Origin of the sequence: Halalkalibacter okhensis, from assembly GCF_000787375.1 — a bacterium.
GTDB lineage: Bacteria > Bacillota > Bacilli > Bacillales > Bacillaceae_D > Halalkalibacter > Halalkalibacter okhensis.
Genome location: NZ_JRJU01000022.1, coordinates 51,627 through 70,922, shown reverse-complemented (window position 1 = coordinate 70,922; position 19,296 = coordinate 51,627). Strand labels below are relative to the sequence as shown.

Sequence of the window (19,296 nt, the reverse complement as noted above, 5' to 3'; positions counted from 1 at the left end):
AAAGGGAGTGAGCACAAGTAAGAAACAAAAGGGCGAACTTCCCTTTTGGTACCGAATCGGCGCGATGAGCGGAGCCGCCGTAGAGGGTTTAAGCCTTTTAAGTGATCTTCTTAAAAGGCGCACGGCGAGAGGAGCCATCGCAAAGGGAGTAAGCACAAGTAAGGAACAAAAGGGCGAACTTCCCTTTTGGTACCGAATCGGCGCGAAGAGCGGAGCCGCCGTAGAGGGTTTAAAAGCGGAGTTTTAGCGACAGACATAATAAAGAGCACTATTATTTCATGACCAAATCGCTTAGGTTTGGTCTTTTGAGTCATGTTGTTATATCAATGTTTACATGTGTTAATACAGGGATTTGCCCTCATGGATAAAGCGGACTATTAGCTATGATCCACTGATTAAAAGATGGTTTTAGCTTATGTTTTAACAAAGGAATTATTGGGATTTTCTGTTAAAATAAAGGTAATTGAGGGAGCGGGTTAGGAAGGTCATTAAAAAAGGAGGAATAAGTAAGTGGATGTATTATTTTGGATAACGGTTAGTTTTATCATTATTGGTTTTGTTGTGATTGCTTCGATGAAGAAAGGTATGGAAAGTAAGCTCGCTTCTATAAAACATAATGCAAGTAAGGACATTTCAACTAGGCCAATCGTTTTGTGGATAGTGGGATCCTCAGCATGGGGGATCGTAAGTATCATTCTAATTGTATGGTGGTTTAATAATAATTTATAGTGGTTGTACTTTAGAGAAGTACAATGGGAAAGGGGTGATCATTTGGGTAAGATAATAGGATTTTTCTTTGTAGTATTTTTGTTAGCAGCCTGTGGGAATGAAACGGTTGAAAATGAACTGAATTTTTTTGCTGCTGCATCTGAAAATTGGAGAGGAGAGATGTCAGTTCTATTGCCTCCGCCTCCTGAAGATAATTTTCAAATAGAAATCACATATGTTTATACTGGGGATGAAAATAATTCAGCTCAAACGGTCCAATACAACCATATCCTTGAATGGCACGATAGCACACATCCATCCATTTCTTCAGAATCGGATGTTTTGCCTGGTGCCGAAAACCCAAAACAGATTACTCTTTTTGATACCCACTTCCTTGGTGCTTATGAGATTGGTCAAAAGTGGATAACTGAGGTTGTTTGGTTTGAAGATGGAGAGGAAATGAAAGAAAAGTTAGTATTTGAAGAAGTAGAAGATCAGTAATCGTTTCATTTGAACGTGAACTACTAGCAGGTAGTGGGCAAAAAAATGATGGAATGCTTGGTTTTAGCGTACGCCGGCGGAGTCGACGCGAAGGGGGAACGTACTTCTGAAACGGAACCTGAGCGATGAGTGGAGAGAATGCCTTCGGTGTGAAAGACATTCTCTTTCGTCATTTCTTCTTTTAGAGGTAGGTGGTATAATGGATTTTGTCGAAACTGCGATTTTATTTATTTAAAGGAAATAGAGGTGTATGCACGTGGGATTACATATCGTGCTTTATCAACCAGAGATCCCTGCCAATACAGGTAATATAGCTAGAACATGTGCAGGAACGAATACGACATTACACTTGATTCGTCCTCTAGGTTTTTCAACGGATGACAAAATGCTTAAGCGTGCGGGTTGTGATTACTGGCCAAGTGTTTCTATCAAGTATTATGATTCAATGGACGAGCTATTTGAAACATACCCAAAGGGTGCGTTTTATTTTATTGAAACGGTTGGAACCAAGAACTATAGTGAATTTGATTATTCTAATATGGAAATGGATCATTTTTTTGTGTTTGGCCGTGAAACGACGGGGTTGCCACAAAGTATCATTGAAAACCATGTTGATCGATGTTTCCGAATTCCTCAAACCGACAAAATTCGTTCGCTCAACTTATCGAACACAGCTGCAATTGTGATATATGAAGCAATTCGTCAGCAAGGATTTCATGATTTGAAATAAAATGGCGGAGTGAAAAATCGACCAATCTCCGGGGAGATTGGTCGATTTCATAAGTGCGTGATTAATTTTTGTGTGGATTGTCTTCATATCCTGCTGTAAAGATAGCAACGAAGAAAACAATACTAACACCAAGGATGAGTAATGTACCCATGTATATTCCTCCTTGTCACAAAGCATATGTCCATTATAAAACAATTTCAGAACAAAAGAAATGAAAGTTACGTGAATGAGACGAAGAGTTTCTCCAATATAGTTGGATTCTCTCTTTTTAATGTGTTCAATCACGAAGTTGTTTAAAAATATTAATTAAATTTAATTGTAAAAAAGAAGGAGACGTCTGACTTGTCAAATCGATACATCACTAGTCACTTCCCACTAATCTCTATTCTATTATTTAGCCTTGCTTTTGCCATTTATGTTCAAGGATTCATTCTTGGTGAACTTGCGAATTTAGGGATTTATAGCGGAATGTTAGAGTTCATTTCCGAAAGTGGTATAAAGTTGACACTCATGTTTTTACTATTATTGTTTTTCTTTATGGTTTTCTCTGCCTTGAAATTAATTGCAGACACAACAATCGAACTTTCGATGCTGTTTTTTTCAAAGGATGAAGAAGGAAACGAATTAAATAAAGTAAGAGCTGGATCTTGGATTTTCTTAGGTGCCAGTGTGATTGCAGTTTTACTTGCACAATTTCTTTTATTTGTTGTGATCTTGTTTATAGTAGCAAGCTTAAGTTACTTTATATTCCTTGTTTATAAAATTAGCAGTACACTGAGTTTCCCAGGACTTATCGGTTTTATCTTTTTTCAAGTGATCTTTTGGAGTGTCTTTGTACTAGCTGTCGTCTTTGCGCTACTTAGGTTATACAATAGTTTTATGGCTAGTTTACCTTTATAAAAAAGAAAGGATCTGTTCTCATGATAGAGGCAGATCCTTTTTGGCTGAGAGGAAAGGAATTTGGTGGAACCTCATTCCGTTATTCATAGTTAAACCGCCTGATTAGAGAGGGTTTCGGAACCTTATTCCGTTATTTTCTTGTTTCGGGCCAATAAACCATTTGTTTTGTGACTTTAACGGAACGAGGATCCGCTTCCCCTTTTTCAGAAGCATTTTTCTTCAATTTAACGGAATGAGGATCCACTTTGTTTATGGTAAGTGCGTTTTATTCTTTAAATGATAATCCTTCTTCTTCTAATGAAGTTCTCAAAGTAGGTAAAGAAGCTGGTCCAATGCCATGGATTTTTAAAATCTCTTTTTCGGTGTACTTTGATAGTTCATTCAAAGTGTCGATCCCTTCGTGAACCAATGCATTCCTTGCTGGTGAACTGAGTTTCGAAAGGAAGCCACTTTGAGGTTTCTTCTCTTTATCACAGGTAGGGCAACTTGGGCAATCACTACTTTTGTAATACTTATGTCCTTTTTCACAAACCCTTAAACTTTTTTCTCCTGTCATAATAATCCCTCCAAACCAATTATGTATTCAGTATGTACATAATATCTATTGTATAATAGTTGTAATCTCGACAAAAATTCTTTTTAAGGACCCTCTCAAAATGGAGGGTCTTCTTTCATAGCATTTCTGCTGTCTTTATCTCATTATTTCACGCCAAATTTGTAGGTGTGGACCTTTGTCATTTAAGTGAGCGATACTTCCTCGTTTGTCTTTTCCGACCCAAACCCCAGTCGTATATTGATCGGTCATACCTACGAACCATAGGTCATGGTAATTGTTTGTCGTTCCTGTTTTTCCACCAGAGTAAGGTGCTGAAACTTGGGCTCTTCTGGCCGTTCCGCTTTTTACTACTTCTGATAGAAGCTTACGCATTTTATCGTTTGTCTCTTTACTCCAGACACGGCTTTCTTCCTCTTCCCAAGCATAAAGGACATTGCCATCTTTATCTGTTACTCTACGAATCCCGTGTGCAGGATGAAAGGTACCGTCATTAGCAAAGCTTGTATAAGCATTTGTTAGCTCAAGTGGTGTCATTCCGTGCGAAAAACCACCTAAAGCAGAAGAAAGATTGTAGTCATTCTCGTTAACGTGTGAAAAAGAGAATGGATCTAAATATGAAAATGCTGTTTCAATCCCAACTCTGTCCAATATTCGAACAGCAGGGGTATTATACGAATTTTTTAGTGCCGTTGTTAAAGGGACCATTCCATACTGGGCACCGCCGTAGTTTTTAGGACAATAATCTTCGCCGCTAACTTTATAACAGACATTATCGGCATTGATCGTGCTTTGAATAGGGACATCAAATTCCTCTATATATGGTGCATATACGAGCAATGGTTTAATAGCGGATCCGGGTTGCCTAGGGTTTTGGTACCCTCTATGAAAATCAAATTTTTGATATTCTTTCCCGCCTGTTATGGCAACAATTTCATTGCTGTGATGATCTAAAACAACAGCAGAAGCTTGTACATCTGAATTTGGTACTTGTCTATGAATCGATTTGATAGCCAGGTTTTGTAAAAATGGATCTAAGGCTGTTTCAATATGAATTCCTTCTTTAAACAATTGTTGAACGCGTTCATTAAGAGAACGTTCGATTTCTTGTCTTGCCTCTTCACTAGATGCTTGTGCAAGCTTTTGGTTAAACCCCTCATTATCAGCCACTAGCTCCGTAAATTCTTGATGGATGTAGGTAACATAATCAGGATGTAAGTCTGTTTTAGGACTGATGTTTAAATCAACTGACTCATCAAGGGCCTCTTCATATTGTTCTTGAGTTACATAAGAGGCTTCAAGCATTTTTTGTAAAACCCAATGCTGTCTTAGCTTTGTTTGCTCACTATTTCTTATTGGGTCATAGTGACTAGGGTTATTCGGTACCGCACTTAAAAAAGCAGCTTCTGCAACAGTCAATCGTTCACTTGGCTTGTTAAAGTAGAACTGACTTGCTGCTTCTATTCCATACACACCGTTACTGAAATAAACGGTATTAATATAAAGTTCTATAATTTCTTCTTTTGTGTAGTTTTTTTCGAGCTCATAAGCATAAAGAAGTTCGCTCATTTTTCGATTGTACGTTTGATCATGAGTTAGAAAAAGGTTTCGAACGAGTTGCTGGGTCAACGTACTCCCGCCTTCTTCTATGCTATCGTGTCTGGCATTTGCCAAAATGGCCCTACCAATCCCAATAGCATCATAGCCTTTATGTTCAAAGAATCGTTGGTCCTCTGTAGCAATAAAAGCATCGATGACTATCGTTGGGATTTCCTCGTACGGTAAATAGACGCGATTTTCATCACGGAAAACCTCGCTAATAACATCCCCATTCCGATCGTATATTAGACTATTATTCGAAAGAACAATCTCTTCTAAATTAACATGTTCATTTATCACATCTGATAATGATTTTACTTCATTTACTTCTGCTGATACTTCAATCATTAAGAATATAAAAGCAATAAAAATTATGCTCGTTATTGTCCAGCCAGTAATGGATTTTAACATAAGTGTACACGCTCATTTCAATGGATTCGACCCTTATTGTACCATCAAATATCATTTTATGGTGATGGAAACAGTAGGGAAGTTCTTCTTCAAAAGAGTATTTTACCATTTTTCTAGATATTAAGGGAGAGGTCTAAATTTTGTAGTTTAAGGAGGCACAATGGCTCCCGAACTCTGAGTGTTACACAAATTTGGGTAGTCAACGAAGGACATTGGCACTCGAACTCTGGGTGTTACACAAATTTGGGTAGTCAACGAAGCCCAATGGCACCAGAACTCTGGGTGTTACACAAATTTGGGTAGTCAACTAGGCACATGGCCTCCCGAACTCCGAGTCCATCACATATTTGGGTAGTCAACGAAGCCCAATGGGTCCCGAACTCTGGGTGTTACACATATTTGGGTAGTCAACGAGGCACATGGCCTCCCGAACTCTGAGTCAATCACGAATTTGAGTAGTCAACGAAGCCCAATGGCACTCGAACTCCGAGTCCATCACATATATGGGTAGTCAACGAGGTGCATTGGCACTCGAACTCTGAGACCATCACAAATTTGAGTAGTCAACGAAGCCCAATGGCACTCGAACTCCGGGTTAATCACATATATGGGTAGGCAACGAAGCACGTTGCCTCTCGAACTCCAAATTCTTGCCTTGCTCATCGCTTAGATCTTCTTCAAAAAGGAAACCCACTTACCTAGTCCAAATCTGTGCGAACATTTTGCAATGGCTCCGCGCGCCGTTCGCCTCTTAGAAGAAACCCACTTCTAAGAGGCTTAAAAGATAACGGCGGCTCCGCTCATCGCTTAGAACTTCACCAAAAAGGAAAAGCACCTTTTTGGTGAAGTTCTAAAATTCTAATGCATGTTCACTTTCTTTTTTGCATATGGTTTATTAATCGCGCTCTTGAACACGAGGATGGAGGTACGATACATGAGTATATTAAAAAAAGTAGAACAGTTCAGAGAAGAAGAGGAACGCTTAAGATGGGAAGGAACATTTGCTGACTATTTGGAGTTATTGAAGGAAAAGCCGTGGATTGCACAAACCGCTCACTCCCGTGTTTATAATATGATTAAAGATGCTGGTGTGGAAGAAGTGAACGGGAAAAAGGAGTATTCCTTTTTTAAGGATCAACTTTATGGCGTAGAAGAATCTCTTGAAAAGCTGGTTGAAGAATATTTTCACTCTGCTGCTAAAAGACTTGATGTTAGGAAAAGAATCCTTCTTTTAATGGGTCCTGTTAGTGGAGGGAAGTCAACACTCGTTACCATGTTAAAGCGTGGGCTAGAGCAATATTCTAAGACTGACAAGGGCGCGGTATTTGCAATAAAAGGTTGTCCAATGCATGAGGATCCACTACATTTAATCCCGACTCATTTACGTAAGGATTTTCAAGATGAATATGGAATAAAGATTGAAGGGAATTTATCACCATTAAATATGATGCGTGTGGAAGAAGAGTATGGTGGTCGGATTGAAGATGTCCTAGTTGAGCGTATTTTCTTCTCTGAAGATAAACGTACAGGTATTGGTACATTTAGTCCGTCAGATCCAAAATCCCAAGATATTGCTGACTTAACAGGAAGCATTGATTTCTCGACCATTGCTGAGTACGGTTCTGAATCCGATCCGCGTGCTTACCGATTTGATGGGGAATTAAACAAGGCGAATCGAGGGATGATGGAGTTTCAGGAGATGTTAAAATGTGATGAAAAATTCTTATGGCATTTACTCTCGCTGACTCAGGAAGGAAATTTTAAAGCTGGTCGATTTGCACTGATTAGTGCCGATGAGCTCATTGTGGCACATACGAATGAATCCGAGTACAAATCGTTTATTTCTAATAAAAAGAACGAAGCCTTGCATTCCCGGATCATTGTCATGAAAGTTCCATACAACTTAAAGGTCAGTGAAGAAGAGAGAATCTATAAAAAAATGATTCAAGATAGTGATCTCGCTCATGTGCATATCGCACCACATGCGTTAAAAGTAGCTGCCATATTTACGATATTAACAAGATTGAAAGAGCCAGCAAAGCAAGGCGTTGACTTGCTGAAGAAAATGCGTTTATATGATGGAGAAAGCGTTGAAGGTTTTAATTCGCAGGATTTAGAGGAATTAAAGCAGGAAGATCCAGATGAAGGCATGAGTGGAATTGATCCTCGTTATGTTATTAACCGTATTTCTTCTGCGATCATTCGCAAGCAATTAACATCTATTAATGCATTAGATGTATTACGCTCAATAAAAGAAGGATTAAGTGAGCATGCATCTATTTCTAAAGAAGATCGTGAGCGTTATATGGACTTCATTGCCGTAGCTAGAAAAGAATATGATGCGATTGCGAAGAAAGAAGTACAAAAGGCATTTGTCTACTCATATGATGAGTCTGCTAAGACGTTAATGGATAACTATTTAGATAATGTTGAGGCATATTGTAATAAAAATAAACTGCGCGATCCTCTTACTGGGGAAGAAATGACGCCGGATGAAAAATTAATGCGTTCCATTGAAGAACAGATTGGCATTTCGGAAAATGCGAAGAAAGCATTTAGAGAAGAAATTTTAATTCGAATTTCTGCCTATGCCCGTAAAGGGAAGAAATTTGACTACAATTCTCATGAACGTTTACGTGAAGCCATTCAAAAGAAATTGTTCGCTGATTTAAAAGACATTGTGAAGATTACGACTTCGACGAAAACGCCAGATGAGTCGCAGCTGAAGAAAGTTAATGAAGTGATTGCTAGATTAATTGATGAGCACGGTTATAATTCGGTCTCAGCAAATGAACTCCTTCGCTATGTAGGAAGTCTCTTAAACCGATGATCAAGAGACTGCTGAAAAAGGTACGATTTTCACCTTTTTCAGTGGTCTTTAAGCAATGATTGGACCCGTTTTAAAAGCTTACTATGAGTGGGTTTATCAGACGCACAACGTGTGGAGCCAATTCTGCTTCATCGAATTTGTTAATAGAGACTTTTACAGGGACCTCGATAATCTAAGTAGAGAAGTCTTCAGATGTTGAAGGCTTCTTTTCTTTAGAATTTACGTTGACTTTCACTTGTAGCCATGGCAAAACTTTGGTAAATTGAAGAAAAGAGCTAGGCGGAGGAAAAAATGTGGAAACTAGAACAAATGAGTGGATGGAATGGGGAAAAGCATTTTTCATCGCAATTATTATTGCAATCGTAGTCCGGACGTTTGTTTTTACAAGCTATGAAGTCCAGGGTGAGTCAATGTCACCAAGCGTCTTTGATGGTGAGAGGTTTATCGTTAATAAAATTGGATATGGTTTTACAGAGCCTGATCGCTTTGACCTTATTGTATTTCATGCAAATGAAAATGAAGATTATATAAAACGAGTGATCGGCTTGCCAGGAGACATCATCTCTTATCAAGACGACGTGCTCTATATAAATTCCGACCCTGTGGATGAGCCGTTTTTAAAGCAAAAAGTAGCGGAACATAAATGGGGTCCATATACAAATGATTTTGATGTTTTAGAAGTGGTTCCTGAAGGTCATGTTTTTGTTCTAGGAGATAATCGGCCTAATAGTTTGGATAGCCGTCGACTCGGCTTTATTGCGACAGATCAAATTGTAGGAAAAGTCGATTGGCGTTTTTGGCCAATTAAAGATTTTGGATTAATGAAATAAATCGTCTGTAATGATGAACTCAGACTTTCTTATGTAACGCATCAATTAAATATACAGTGCACAAAGAGCTCAATTCAGGTGTGAAGGGGCTCTTTTTTCGCATTGGTTAAACACTCATAAGAGCTATGAAGCCCCTAACGCAAAGGAAATCACCAAATTAGGTCGTTCAATAAAAAGATGAACGACCTTTCTTAATTTTTCATCGTAGTTGAAGCAAGGAAGTCGCGACTGCTAAGGTCACCAGTTAGCCGCTGGTTATATACCTATTTTTCGCTTGTCCAATTTCGAAATTAGAAGATTTGTCAGAATTTATTAGCAACTCTCTCCCCTGTCTGCATAGGATAAAGTAAGCCATTTTATTAATGGCTTTGTATCTAATGCGACTCGAGACCATAGTATGCAAAGGTATAGGAAAGTGTGATAACAAAATTTACATGTGAAACAGGAATGAAGTTATAGACTAAAAAGGGAGGGGAATCACATGACGAAAAATAATCAACGTCAATTTGTCGTGTCACAAGAAAACTGGTCTCTTCATCGAAAAGGCTATCAAGACCAAAGACGCCATCAGGAAAAAGTACAAGAAGCAATCAAAAAGAACTTACCTGATCTTGTTAGTGAAGAAAACATTGTCATGTCTAATGGTCGAGATGTGATTCGTATTCCGATCCGTTCTCTCGATGAATACAAAATTCGTTATAACTATGATAAAAATAAACATGTTGGCCAGGGAGAAGGAGATAGTAAGGTTGGCGACGTGGTCGCAAAAGACCCAAATGCCCAAAAACAACAAGGGCCAGGAAAAGGAAGAGGGCCAGGAGACCAAGCGGGTGAAGATTATTCCGAGGCCGAGGTTTCCATAATGGAACTACAGGAGATGCTTTTCTCTGAGCTAGAATTACCTAACTTACAAAAGAAAGAGGAAGATGAGATTCTTATTGAGGATATTGATTTTAATGATATTCGCAAAAAAGGGCTAATGGGTAATATTGATAAACGAAGAACAATTCTTTCGGCAATCAAAAGAAATGCTCTTGAGGGAAGGCCGGGATTAAACCCCATTTATAATGATGACCTTCGTTTTAAAACGTGGAATGAAGTAACAAAACCAGAATCGAAAGCCGTTGTTATTGCGATGATGGATACGAGTGGAAGTATGGGGCGGTGGGAGAAGTATATGGCGCGAAGCTTCTTTTTCTGGATGACTCGTTTCTTAAGGACAAAATATGAGACAGTCGATATTGAATTTATTGCTCACCATACAGAAGCGAAAACTGTTTCTGAAAAAGACTTCTTTTCAAAAGGGGAGAGTGGTGGAACGATTTGTTCATCAGCCTACCGAAAAGCGTTAGAAGTCATTGATAGCAAATATGATCCAAAGCGTTACAATATTTATCCATTCCATTTCTCAGATGGTGACAACCTGACTTCTGACAACGCACGCTGCTTAAAGCTCGTTGAAAAGTTAATGGACGTTTCTAGTATGTTTGGATACGGAGAAGTCAATCAATATAGCCGTCACTCCACTCTCATGAGTGCCTACAAAAACATTGATGATATTCGCTTCCGCCATTATATTCTTAAAGAAAAAGGCGACGTTTATCATGCGATGAAAACTTTCTTCAAGAAAGAAGAAGAAGCAATGGCATAACGGACCTGATAATACGAAAACCATCAAATTAAGGATTCATTCTTAATTTGGTGGTTTTTTTATGCTGTAAAAGAAAGACCATCAATGTATTTCCAAAAGAAGTAAAAAGAAAAGGTGTTAGAAAAAGTTACAATTAAGGAGCAAATTCTCAAGATTCGTAGCAGAATTAAAGAAGAAGAAACAATTGAACATTAGTAAAATGTCTCAAATCCATAGAGGTGTTTTATTATCATTTGAATATTTTTGACTGGTTTATCATTGGGGAGGGGGGTTATAACATTTGAGATGAACGGCTTCTTGTCGATTAGTTTCGTTTGTGGATGAAAAACTTTTAGAGGGGGTTGTTCATGATGAGTAACAAAAACCGATTTTTAAAGTCTCCGGATCTACTGCCAATTACTCACAGCGGTAAGAAAGTAAATTCATTAGGTTTTGCTTTTATATGGGTAGGTATGGCTGTCGTATTGGCTGCATTTGCCATTGGTGGCTCAGGTGTGGAAAGTTTATCACTAGGATGGGTTGTACTAGCTACAATCATAGGGTGTGTAGTGCTAGGAGTACTTATGACGTTAACTGGTGATATCGGAGTCGAGCATGGATTATCGTTTCCTGTTTACATGAGAGCACCATTTGGAACCGTTGGAACTCATATTCCTTCTGTAGTACGAGGAATCGTTGCGTCGTGTTGGTTCGGTGTTAATACGTTTTTTGGTGCAACGGCAATGAATGCGATCTTAGCGACATTAACTACTTTTGATAATTGGTTTGTATGTTTTCTTATCTTTGCTGGCCTTCAAGTACTAAATACGGCTCTTGGTATTAAAGCTGTGGAACGATTTGCGGATTTAGCAGCTCCTGTGATCATCATTATTTCTGGTTGGATGTATATGACGTTATCAGACCAGGCGTTACAAAATGGTCGCGAAGTTTGGGCGTGGGTAGAGAACCCTGTTACAGGCGGAGCGGCGTTTACAGCATTTATGGTTGTCATGATGGCAAATATGGGGTTTTGGGGAACGCTCGCATCGGATATGCCCTCAATTTCAAGGTTTGTAAAAGCACCAAAGCTTGAGAAGAATTGGTTTAAACGTAACAAAGCACAAATTGCTGGTAATTTAATTGCGTATCCTATCGTACAAACTTTCATGGTGATAATTGGTGCTGTGTCCTATATTGCCGTATCAGATTATGATCCTGTCGTTGCTCTCCAGCAATCTGCGGGTGGAGTTGTACTTGGGATTTTATTATTAATGATTGTATTAGCTCAGTGGTCCACAAATATTTCTGCTAATTTAATCCCAGCTGCGGTTGTGTTTTCAAATGTGGGTGGTCCGAAAATTCCATTTTATATTGGTGTTATTGCTGCAGGTGTGATTGGCATCGCTGTTCAGCCATGGAGTCTATTCGGAATTATTATTGATATGTTGCTAATTATTGCCGCGGTTTTATCAGCTATTGTCGGTATTTTAATTTCTGATTACTATTTCCTTCGTAAACGTAGAGTAAATGTTCCTGAATTATATGAAAGTGAAGGGCAATACAAATATATGAACGGTATTAATTTAGCAGGTTACTTAGCTTGGATTATGGGTGGAGGGATGGCCTTGTTCTTTCCAACCTATTCCTTTATTGTCGGCTTTTTCGTTGGAGGCGTAAGCTACTATGTGTTAGCCAAGTTTTGGTGGTTCAAAAAGTATGAACAAGCAGAATTGCTTGATCCTAGTGATGAGAAATATCTAGGTATTTCCGTAGGAAGGGATTGGGAAATTGAGACCGAGGAGAAATCAAGTGCAGAAATTGAAATTGCTGCCGCAAGGGCAAAATAATGCTAATGTTAGAACAACTCGGATTATTACTACGGGGATATCCCAAAAGGTGATAAATATACCTTTTTGGGATATCCCTTTTTTATGCTTGTATAAGTGCTTAATTACAAAAGAAAAAGGCAAGAAATAGTAATAATGCTATAATATGAATAGAAGCAATGAAGGGTAAAAAATAGCTTTTAAGCATCCTTAGTAAAAGAATCTGGAGGTGAATGGATTGCAAATAAATAAAGTAGAACAAAGATCGATGGTCTTAGCAGTTGCTGGCCTATTGTTGTTTCTACTCGTATTCTCTCAGGCAATTCAAACGAATTCGTATCATTTAAGCAATCATTTATTTGTTCATACGATTCTTGAATTAGCTAGTATTGCTATATCGCTTTCTATCTTTATTTACGGTTGGCTTACGTACCCTTTAATTAAATCAAGATTATTGTTCATCGTCGCTCTTACATTTTTAACAGTCGGGTTATTTGATATTTTACATACATTATCTTATTCTGGCATGCCGTTTTCCATTGCTTCTTATGAACAAACAACGGTTTGGTTTTGGCTCTTGGCCCGCTTTATAGAGGCTGCCATCTTACTAATAGGTGTGTATCTATTAAGTTTAAAATCGCACATCACTACGCCGTATGAAAAGTATCTTTGGTTGGTTGTGTTTGGTGCTTTAATTATTCTTTTACCTATGTTTATTTTTCACAATGTTGTTGATTTGCCGGTACTGATCGATGAAGGTCCAACAGGGTTAAAAGTTGGGGCGGAGTATTTCATCGCTTTCTTACATGGTAGCGCTATGATTTTTCTATGGAAAAAGTATCGTGAAAGCAAAAATGCTTTTTATTTAAATCTAGTAACCGCTTGTTATTTTTTGATTTTATGTGGACTAACCGTAACTTTATTTGCAACAGTTCATGACTTAACAGTGATTGTTGCTCATTTATTTAAAGTGACTGGGTATTTCTTTATTATGAAAGCTTTCTATTACTCTACCATTCAGGTTCCTCTTTTAGATAAAAAGGAAACAGAAGATAAATTAGTAGATATAGAAAATGAGCTCGAACTTCTTTTTAAAAATACAGAAGATGCCATCTTTATTTATAATTTAACGGATAAACGTATTTTACGTAGGAATGCTGCTTTTACAAAGATGTTTGGATATGATAGTACTAAGCCATTATCTGTTAATTGCTTGATCCCTTCTGAACGCCATGAAGAATTTTCGCAAATTATACGGCAATTAGAGCAGGGACAATCTATTGTTAATTTTAAAACGGTTCGCCAACGACAAGATAGAAGCTTATTACATGTTAGTATGACCGTATCTCCGATGATTAGTAAGGGAGAGGACATCATATGTGCAGCTATTTTTCGTGATATGACAGACCAAACAAGAGCTGAGGAGGAACTGAAGCGAACCAAAAAAGAATTACAGGAGATTCTAGAGCAATATCCAGGGTTAATCTTCAAATACAAAAAAGTAGAGGACCATTTCGTTTATACATTGATGGACGGAAAGATTCTTTATGAAAGAGGCATGTCTCCTGAAGATGTTATTGGGAAACCTGTGGAGGAATCATATGAAACGAAACAGGGGAGTATGTTAGATTTAAATAATGAAAGGGCATGGAAAGGAGAAGAAGTTGAGTTTCAGTTTGAGAATACAAGGGGCACCATTTTCCTTGCATCTTTAAAGCCCATTTGCTCCAATGGTAAAGTCATTGAAGTGCTTGGTACTGTGGTAGACATTACGCAATTAATTAAGACAGAAGAGTTGCTTCGAAGAACAGAAAAGCTTTCTGTTGTTGGAGAGCTTGCTGCTGGTTTTGCCCATGAAATTCGCAATCCGCTGACTACCATTAAAGGATTTCTACAATTAATAGGTCTAGAAGCTAAGGAAAAGAACCAAGAGTATATTACAATTATGCTCAATGAAATCGATCGACTCGAAATGATCACAAATGAATTTATGGTTGTAGCGAAGCCTCAAGTGGCTACTTACGAAATGGAAGATTTACAATCGATGACAGAAAGTGTCATCACGTTTTTACAACCACAATCCATCTTACATAACATTGAAATGAAAACGGTCATACATGGTCCATTGGCAGAGATTCACTGTGATAAGCATCAAATAAGACAAGTGCTTATTAACATTTACAAAAATGCAATGGAAGCCATGCCAAGTGGGGGAACGATTACAACAGAAATCATCCGATCTGAAAATGAAATGTTAATTGCGATAACAGACGAAGGAATTGGTATACCAGATGAGTTGATTCCCAAACTAGGTGAGCCGTTTTATTCATTAAAAGAAAAAGGAACAGGACTTGGTTTGATGGTCAGTAAAAAAATCATAGAGTCTCATCAAGGAGAATTACAGATCAAAAGTAGACCTAATATTGGAACAACCATGACCATTGTCATACCGATTATTTCAGCGAAAGAACGAACGATCAAACATCTAGTTTCAAAAGGATAAAGATGTAGGAGGGTGCATTATGGTCCGCTTTGCGGTAATAGGAACCAATTGGATAACAGAACGTTTTATTGAGGCTGCTACGAGCATTGAGGGGTTTAGCTTATCAGCCGTTTATTCTAGAACAGAAGATCGGGCAAAACAGTTTGCCAGAAAGTTTAATGTCGAACATGTGTATACGGATTTACATGAAATGGCTAGTAGTAAAGAATTTGATGCGGTCTATGTAGCAAGTCCTAATTCACTTCATGCTAGCCAAGCTATGCTCATGATGGAGAATGGGAAGCATGTTTTATGCGAAAAGCCACTTGCTTCGAATACGTTAGAGGTAGAGGCGATGATTCAATGTGCCAAAAAGCATTCTGTTGTATTAATGGAGGCGTTGAAAACCACGTTGTTGCCTAACTTCTTAACAATTAAGGAGCACCTCCATAAAATTGGAACCGTTCGAAGATATGTTGCTAGTTACTGTCAGTATTCCTCGCGCTATGATCGTTATAAGCAGGGAGAAATATTAAATGCATTTAAACCTGAGTTTTCAAACGGTTCTCTCATGGATATTGGTGTGTATGCCGTTTACCCGCTTGTTGTGTTATTTGGAGAACCAAAATCGATACATGGTCAGTGTTATATGCTCGATTCAGGTGTAGATGGGCAGGGAAGTCTTATGCTTCAATATGAGGAGATGGATGCACTTATTACATACTCCAAGATTACTAATTCGTATATCCCTTCTGAAATCCAAGGGGAAAAAGGAAGTATCATTATTGACAAAATTAATATACCGGAAAATGTCACCATCAAATACAATGATGGTTCAGAAGAAAATATTACCGTACCACAGGACCAACAGTCGATGTACTATGAAGCAAAGGAATTTATCGAGTTAATTGAACGTAACGCTTTTGAATCGACCGTGAATTCTCACAGACATTCAATAATAACGGCTTCTATTTTAGAAAAGGCAAGAAGACAAATGGGGGTTATTTATCCAGCTGATAAGAAGGATGAATGATTCGATAACAAATGCATAGAAATAGTAGTAACACAGGAGGGCATTGAAAATGGAGTTTTAATGCCCTCCTTCTAAATAGAAAAATATGTTTGTTAATTCGATTCAGAAAGGTTGAATTTACGCAAACGGTATTGTAAGCATTGTCTACTAATCCCTAAAGAGTTTGCTGTTTTTGTAACATTATGTTTATGTTTTAGCAAGGTCTCCTGAATATAGGTAGATTCAACTTCGACGAGCAAGTCTTTTAACTTTTTATTTGACTCAGCAATGGCACCATAATGAATACTAGTTTGGTTCTCTGGAACTTTAATAGGAACATTGGGCTTGTTGATGAAGTGAAAGGGCAAAGACGAAAAATGAATCGATGCAACCCCATCAGTGATTAAATTCATCGCCCCCTCAATGATGTGCTCCAACTCTCTAACATTACCTGGCCAATTATATTGGTAGAATGCACGGAGAACTTCATCATCAATTCCTTGTATATCCATTTGAAACAAGCGATTATACTTCTCGATAAAGGTCGTTACAAGTAAATCAATATCCTCTTTTCGATCTTTTAAAGGAGGGATAAACAATGAAACAACACTTAACCTGTAATAGAGGTCTTTACGTAAATGTTTGTTTGTAATTGCTTCAATAGGGTCTTCATTCATTGTCGCAATAATTCTCACATCTACTTTTTTATCTTTTGTATCACCAACTCGGCGAATCGTCTTTTCTTGTAAGGCGCGAAGGAGTTTAGCTTGTAAGGCGGGATTTAGAGAGTTAATTTCATCAAGGAGTAATGTTCCTCCTTCGGCTTGTTCAAACAAACCGGGAGATTCTATAGCTCCAGTGAAGGCCCCCTTTTTTGTACCAAATAGCAGGCTCTCGAGTAAACTATCAGGAATAGCAGCACAGTTCTGTGTAATAAATGGTCCGTTTGAGCGATCACTTGCATGATGTATACTTTGGGCAAACACTTCTTTCCCTGTCCCTGTTTCGCCAACAATTAAGATAGAGGAGGAGGTTCGGGCTGCTCTTTTCGATAATTCTATGACTTCTTTAATGGCAGGACTAGTGCCAATAATGCTTTCAAACGTGTACCTCGTTCCACCACTTTTCAAAACATTTTCTTTCAGCCGTTCATACTTTGTAATATCATTGGCTAGTTCTACAGCACCGATAATTTCATGATTGGATGTAATGGGAAAGGTATGATTGATTGTTGTAATCTTTTTGCCGTCTTTATTGTAATACGTCTGCTTGGCGTTCTTTACAGTCTTTCCATCCTCTAACGCTTGGAGTAGTCGACTGTCTTGTTCGTTTTCAAATGTAAAAACATCAAGAATGTTTTTGTGTAACACTTCTTTTGAATTCATCCATTCTAACTGCATTTTCTTGTTGTTATAAATAATCGTTTTTCCTTTTGAATCTACAACTTGAATGCCTACGTCAATTTGGTTTAGAAGTTGTTCATAGATCAGGTTAAGCCTTTCTAATTGGGCAAGTCTATCTTCTTTATTCATATAAACTCCTTTCCATGGCGCAAAAATCTTTGGCATTTAGTGCAAAATTTTTTAGCAAGGTGCAAAAAAATTACATGCATTAGAAGTGGAATTCTTAAGAAGTAGGGGGTTATAAGTTAATGAAATTATGGCATATTTCTTGCAATTTAGAAAGTGAAATATAAATTGAAAGAAAAAGGAGTCGATTGACATGACAGTACCTTACAAACACGAACCATTTACGGATTTTTCAATTGAGGAGCATGTTCAACAATTTGAAATAGCATTAAAGCAAGTAAAAAGCGAACTTGGAAAAGATTATGATCTAGTGATAGGTGGAGAGAAGGTAACCACCGATGAGAAAATCGTTTCAGTAAACCCATCTAATAAATCAGAAGTGGTCGGAACCGTATCAAAAGCGAATAAAGAATTAGCAGAAAAAGCGATGCAAGTAGCTGACAAAACGTTTCAAACGTGGAAAAAATGGGACCCGAAAGTGCGGGCAGATATTTTGTTTAAAGCGGCCGCTATCGTAAGACGTCGCAAGCATGAATTCTCTGCCTATCTTGTTTATGAAGCAGGAAAGCCATGGAATGAAGCGGACGCAGATACCGCTGAGGCAATTGATTTTCTAGAATACTATGGTCGTCAAATGATCGAACTGGCAAAAGGGTATCCAATTGAAAGTAGAAAGATTGAGAATAACCGACTCGCCTATATTCCTTTAGGAGTTGGAGTGGTTATTTCTCCTTGGAATTTTGCCTTTGCGATCATGGCCGGAATGACTTCGGCAGCTCTTGTAGCCGGAAACACTGTACTTTTGAAACCAGCTAGTACAACACCTGTGGTCGCAGCGAAATTTATTGAAGTATTAGAAGAGGCTGGCCTTCCTGCTGGAGTGGTTAATTATATCCCTGGGAGTGGGAGTGAAGTGGGAGACTATTTAGTTGACCATCCGAAAACGAGATTTATTAGTTTTACAGGATCTAGAGAAGTCGGTGTACGGATTTACGAGCGAGCAGCTAAAGTGCATGAGGGACAGATTTGGCTTAAACGTGTTGTGGCTGAAATGGGCGGGAAAGATACGATCATCGTTGACGATCAAGCCGACCTTGATTTAGCTGCTGAAGCCATTGTGAAGTCAGCATTCGGTTTTTCCGGTCAAAAATGCTCTGCTTGTTCAAGAGCAGTTATTCATCAAGATGTATACGATGATGTCTTGCACAGGGCGATTTTATTAACGAAAAAGTTGACTGTGGGAGATCCGACAGAAAGGACTTTTATGGGGCCAGTTAATGATCAGGCAGCATACGATAAGGTGATGAGCTATATTGAAATTGGGAAGGAAGAAGGCACGTTGGTAGCTGGAGGAAATGGTGATAACTCAAAAGGCTATTTCATTGAGCCAACGATTTTTGCAGGGGTGGATGAAAACGCTCGTTTAATGAAAGAAGAAATTTTTGGGCCAGTCGTTGCTTTTTGCAAGGCAAAAGATTTCGATCATGCTTTAGCAGTTGCCAACAATACCGATTATGGGTTAACAGGCGCTGTGATTACGAATAATCGGGCACATATTGAGAAAGCAAAAGAAGACTTTCATGTTGGCAATTTATATTTTAACCGTGGGTGCACAGGGGCCATTGTTGGCTACCATCCTTTTGGAGGATTTAACATGTCGGGGACAGATTCTAAGGCAGGAGGTCCAGATTATTTGCTTCTGTTCACTCAAGCGAAATTATTGTCAGAGCAACTTTAACATCTTTTATCTCATGT

General features: G+C 38.3%; 15 protein-coding genes. 12 read left to right on the top strand and 3 right to left on the bottom strand.

Going from position 1 to position 19,296, the window contains the following annotated elements; all coding sequences use genetic code 11:
- From LQ50_RS26050 to LQ50_RS15790, 5 genes are all read left to right on the top strand, one after another.
- On the top strand, window positions 1–247 hold a 247-nt coding region (locus LQ50_RS26050), incomplete at its 5' end, for a hypothetical protein (RefSeq protein ID WP_237563727.1).
- 263 nt (window positions 248–510) lie between these two features.
- Window positions 511–729 carry a hypothetical protein gene (locus tag LQ50_RS15805; protein WP_034631148.1) on the top strand — a complete coding sequence of 73 codons (219 nt, stop codon included), beginning with the start codon at window positions 511–513 and terminating at the stop codon, window positions 727–729.
- A 42-nt stretch (window positions 730–771) separates the two neighbouring features.
- Window positions 772–1,209 (top strand): hypothetical protein, encoded by a 438-nt coding sequence (locus LQ50_RS15800; RefSeq protein ID WP_034631146.1) that lies wholly within the window; start codon window positions 772–774, stop codon window positions 1,207–1,209.
- Between the two features lie 256 nt (window positions 1,210–1,465).
- Window positions 1,466–1,939 carry a tRNA (uridine(34)/cytosine(34)/5-carboxymethylaminomethyluridine(34)-2'-O)-methyltransferase TrmL gene (gene trmL / locus LQ50_RS15795; protein ID WP_034631144.1) on the top strand — a complete coding sequence of 158 codons (474 nt, stop codon included), beginning with the start codon at window positions 1,466–1,468 and terminating at the stop codon, window positions 1,937–1,939.
- Between the two features lie 342 nt (window positions 1,940–2,281).
- The gene (locus LQ50_RS15790) at window positions 2,282–2,839 is read left to right on the top strand and encodes a DUF5366 family protein (RefSeq protein WP_034631142.1); all 558 of its coding nucleotides are present in this window, start codon (window positions 2,282–2,284) and stop codon (window positions 2,837–2,839) included.
- A gap of 265 nt (window positions 2,840–3,104) precedes the next feature.
- On the opposite strand, the gene LQ50_RS15785 is transcribed toward LQ50_RS15790, so the two are convergent.
- Together LQ50_RS15785 and LQ50_RS15780 are read right to left on the bottom strand one after the other, a co-directional pair.
- Window positions 3,105–3,395: an RNA polymerase alpha subunit C-terminal domain-containing protein gene (locus LQ50_RS15785; RefSeq protein WP_034631141.1), complete on the bottom strand. Its 291-nt coding sequence runs from the start codon at window positions 3,393–3,395 to the stop codon at window positions 3,105–3,107.
- A 135-nt stretch (window positions 3,396–3,530) separates the two neighbouring features.
- Entirely contained in the window at window positions 3,531–5,402 is a 1,872-nt protein-coding gene (locus LQ50_RS15780) for a transglycosylase domain-containing protein (RefSeq protein ID WP_034631140.1), read from the bottom strand.
- 934 nt (window positions 5,403–6,336) lie between these two features.
- On the opposite strand from LQ50_RS15780, the gene LQ50_RS15775 reads away from it, so the two are divergent.
- From LQ50_RS15775 to LQ50_RS15750, 6 genes are all read left to right on the top strand, one after another.
- Window positions 6,337–8,232, top strand: a complete 1,896-nt coding sequence (locus tag LQ50_RS15775) for a PrkA family serine protein kinase (RefSeq protein WP_034631137.1) — start codon at window positions 6,337–6,339, stop codon at window positions 8,230–8,232.
- Between the two features lie 293 nt (window positions 8,233–8,525).
- Complete coding sequence (gene lepB / locus LQ50_RS15770) at window positions 8,526–9,062, top strand: signal peptidase I (protein ID WP_034631135.1); 537 nt, start codon at window positions 8,526–8,528, stop codon at window positions 9,060–9,062.
- A gap of 481 nt (window positions 9,063–9,543) precedes the next feature.
- Window positions 9,544–10,713 (top strand): sporulation protein YhbH, encoded by a 1,170-nt coding sequence (gene yhbH, locus LQ50_RS15765; RefSeq protein ID WP_034631133.1) that lies wholly within the window; start codon window positions 9,544–9,546, stop codon window positions 10,711–10,713.
- A gap of 350 nt (window positions 10,714–11,063) precedes the next feature.
- Window positions 11,064–12,539, top strand: a complete 1,476-nt coding sequence (locus LQ50_RS15760; RefSeq protein WP_034631165.1) for an NCS1 family transporter — start codon at window positions 11,064–11,066, stop codon at window positions 12,537–12,539.
- A 217-nt stretch (window positions 12,540–12,756) separates the two neighbouring features.
- Window positions 12,757–15,021: an MASE3 domain-containing protein gene (locus LQ50_RS15755; protein ID WP_034631130.1), complete on the top strand. Its 2,265-nt coding sequence runs from the start codon at window positions 12,757–12,759 to the stop codon at window positions 15,019–15,021.
- Between the two features lie 19 nt (window positions 15,022–15,040).
- Entirely contained in the window at window positions 15,041–16,033 is a 993-nt protein-coding gene (locus LQ50_RS15750; protein WP_034631129.1) for a Gfo/Idh/MocA family protein, read from the top strand.
- 92 nt (window positions 16,034–16,125) lie between these two features.
- On the opposite strand, the gene LQ50_RS15745 is transcribed toward LQ50_RS15750, so the two are convergent.
- Window positions 16,126–17,544 carry a sigma-54 interaction domain-containing protein gene (locus tag LQ50_RS15745; protein ID WP_034631127.1) on the bottom strand — a complete coding sequence of 473 codons (1,419 nt, stop codon included), beginning with the start codon at window positions 17,542–17,544 and terminating at the stop codon, window positions 16,126–16,128.
- A gap of 190 nt (window positions 17,545–17,734) precedes the next feature.
- Between LQ50_RS15745 and pruA the strand changes: the two genes are divergently transcribed.
- Entirely contained in the window at window positions 17,735–19,279 is a 1,545-nt protein-coding gene (gene pruA, locus LQ50_RS15740) for an L-glutamate gamma-semialdehyde dehydrogenase (RefSeq protein ID WP_034631124.1), read from the top strand.
- Window positions 19,280–19,296: the final 17 nt, after the last annotated feature.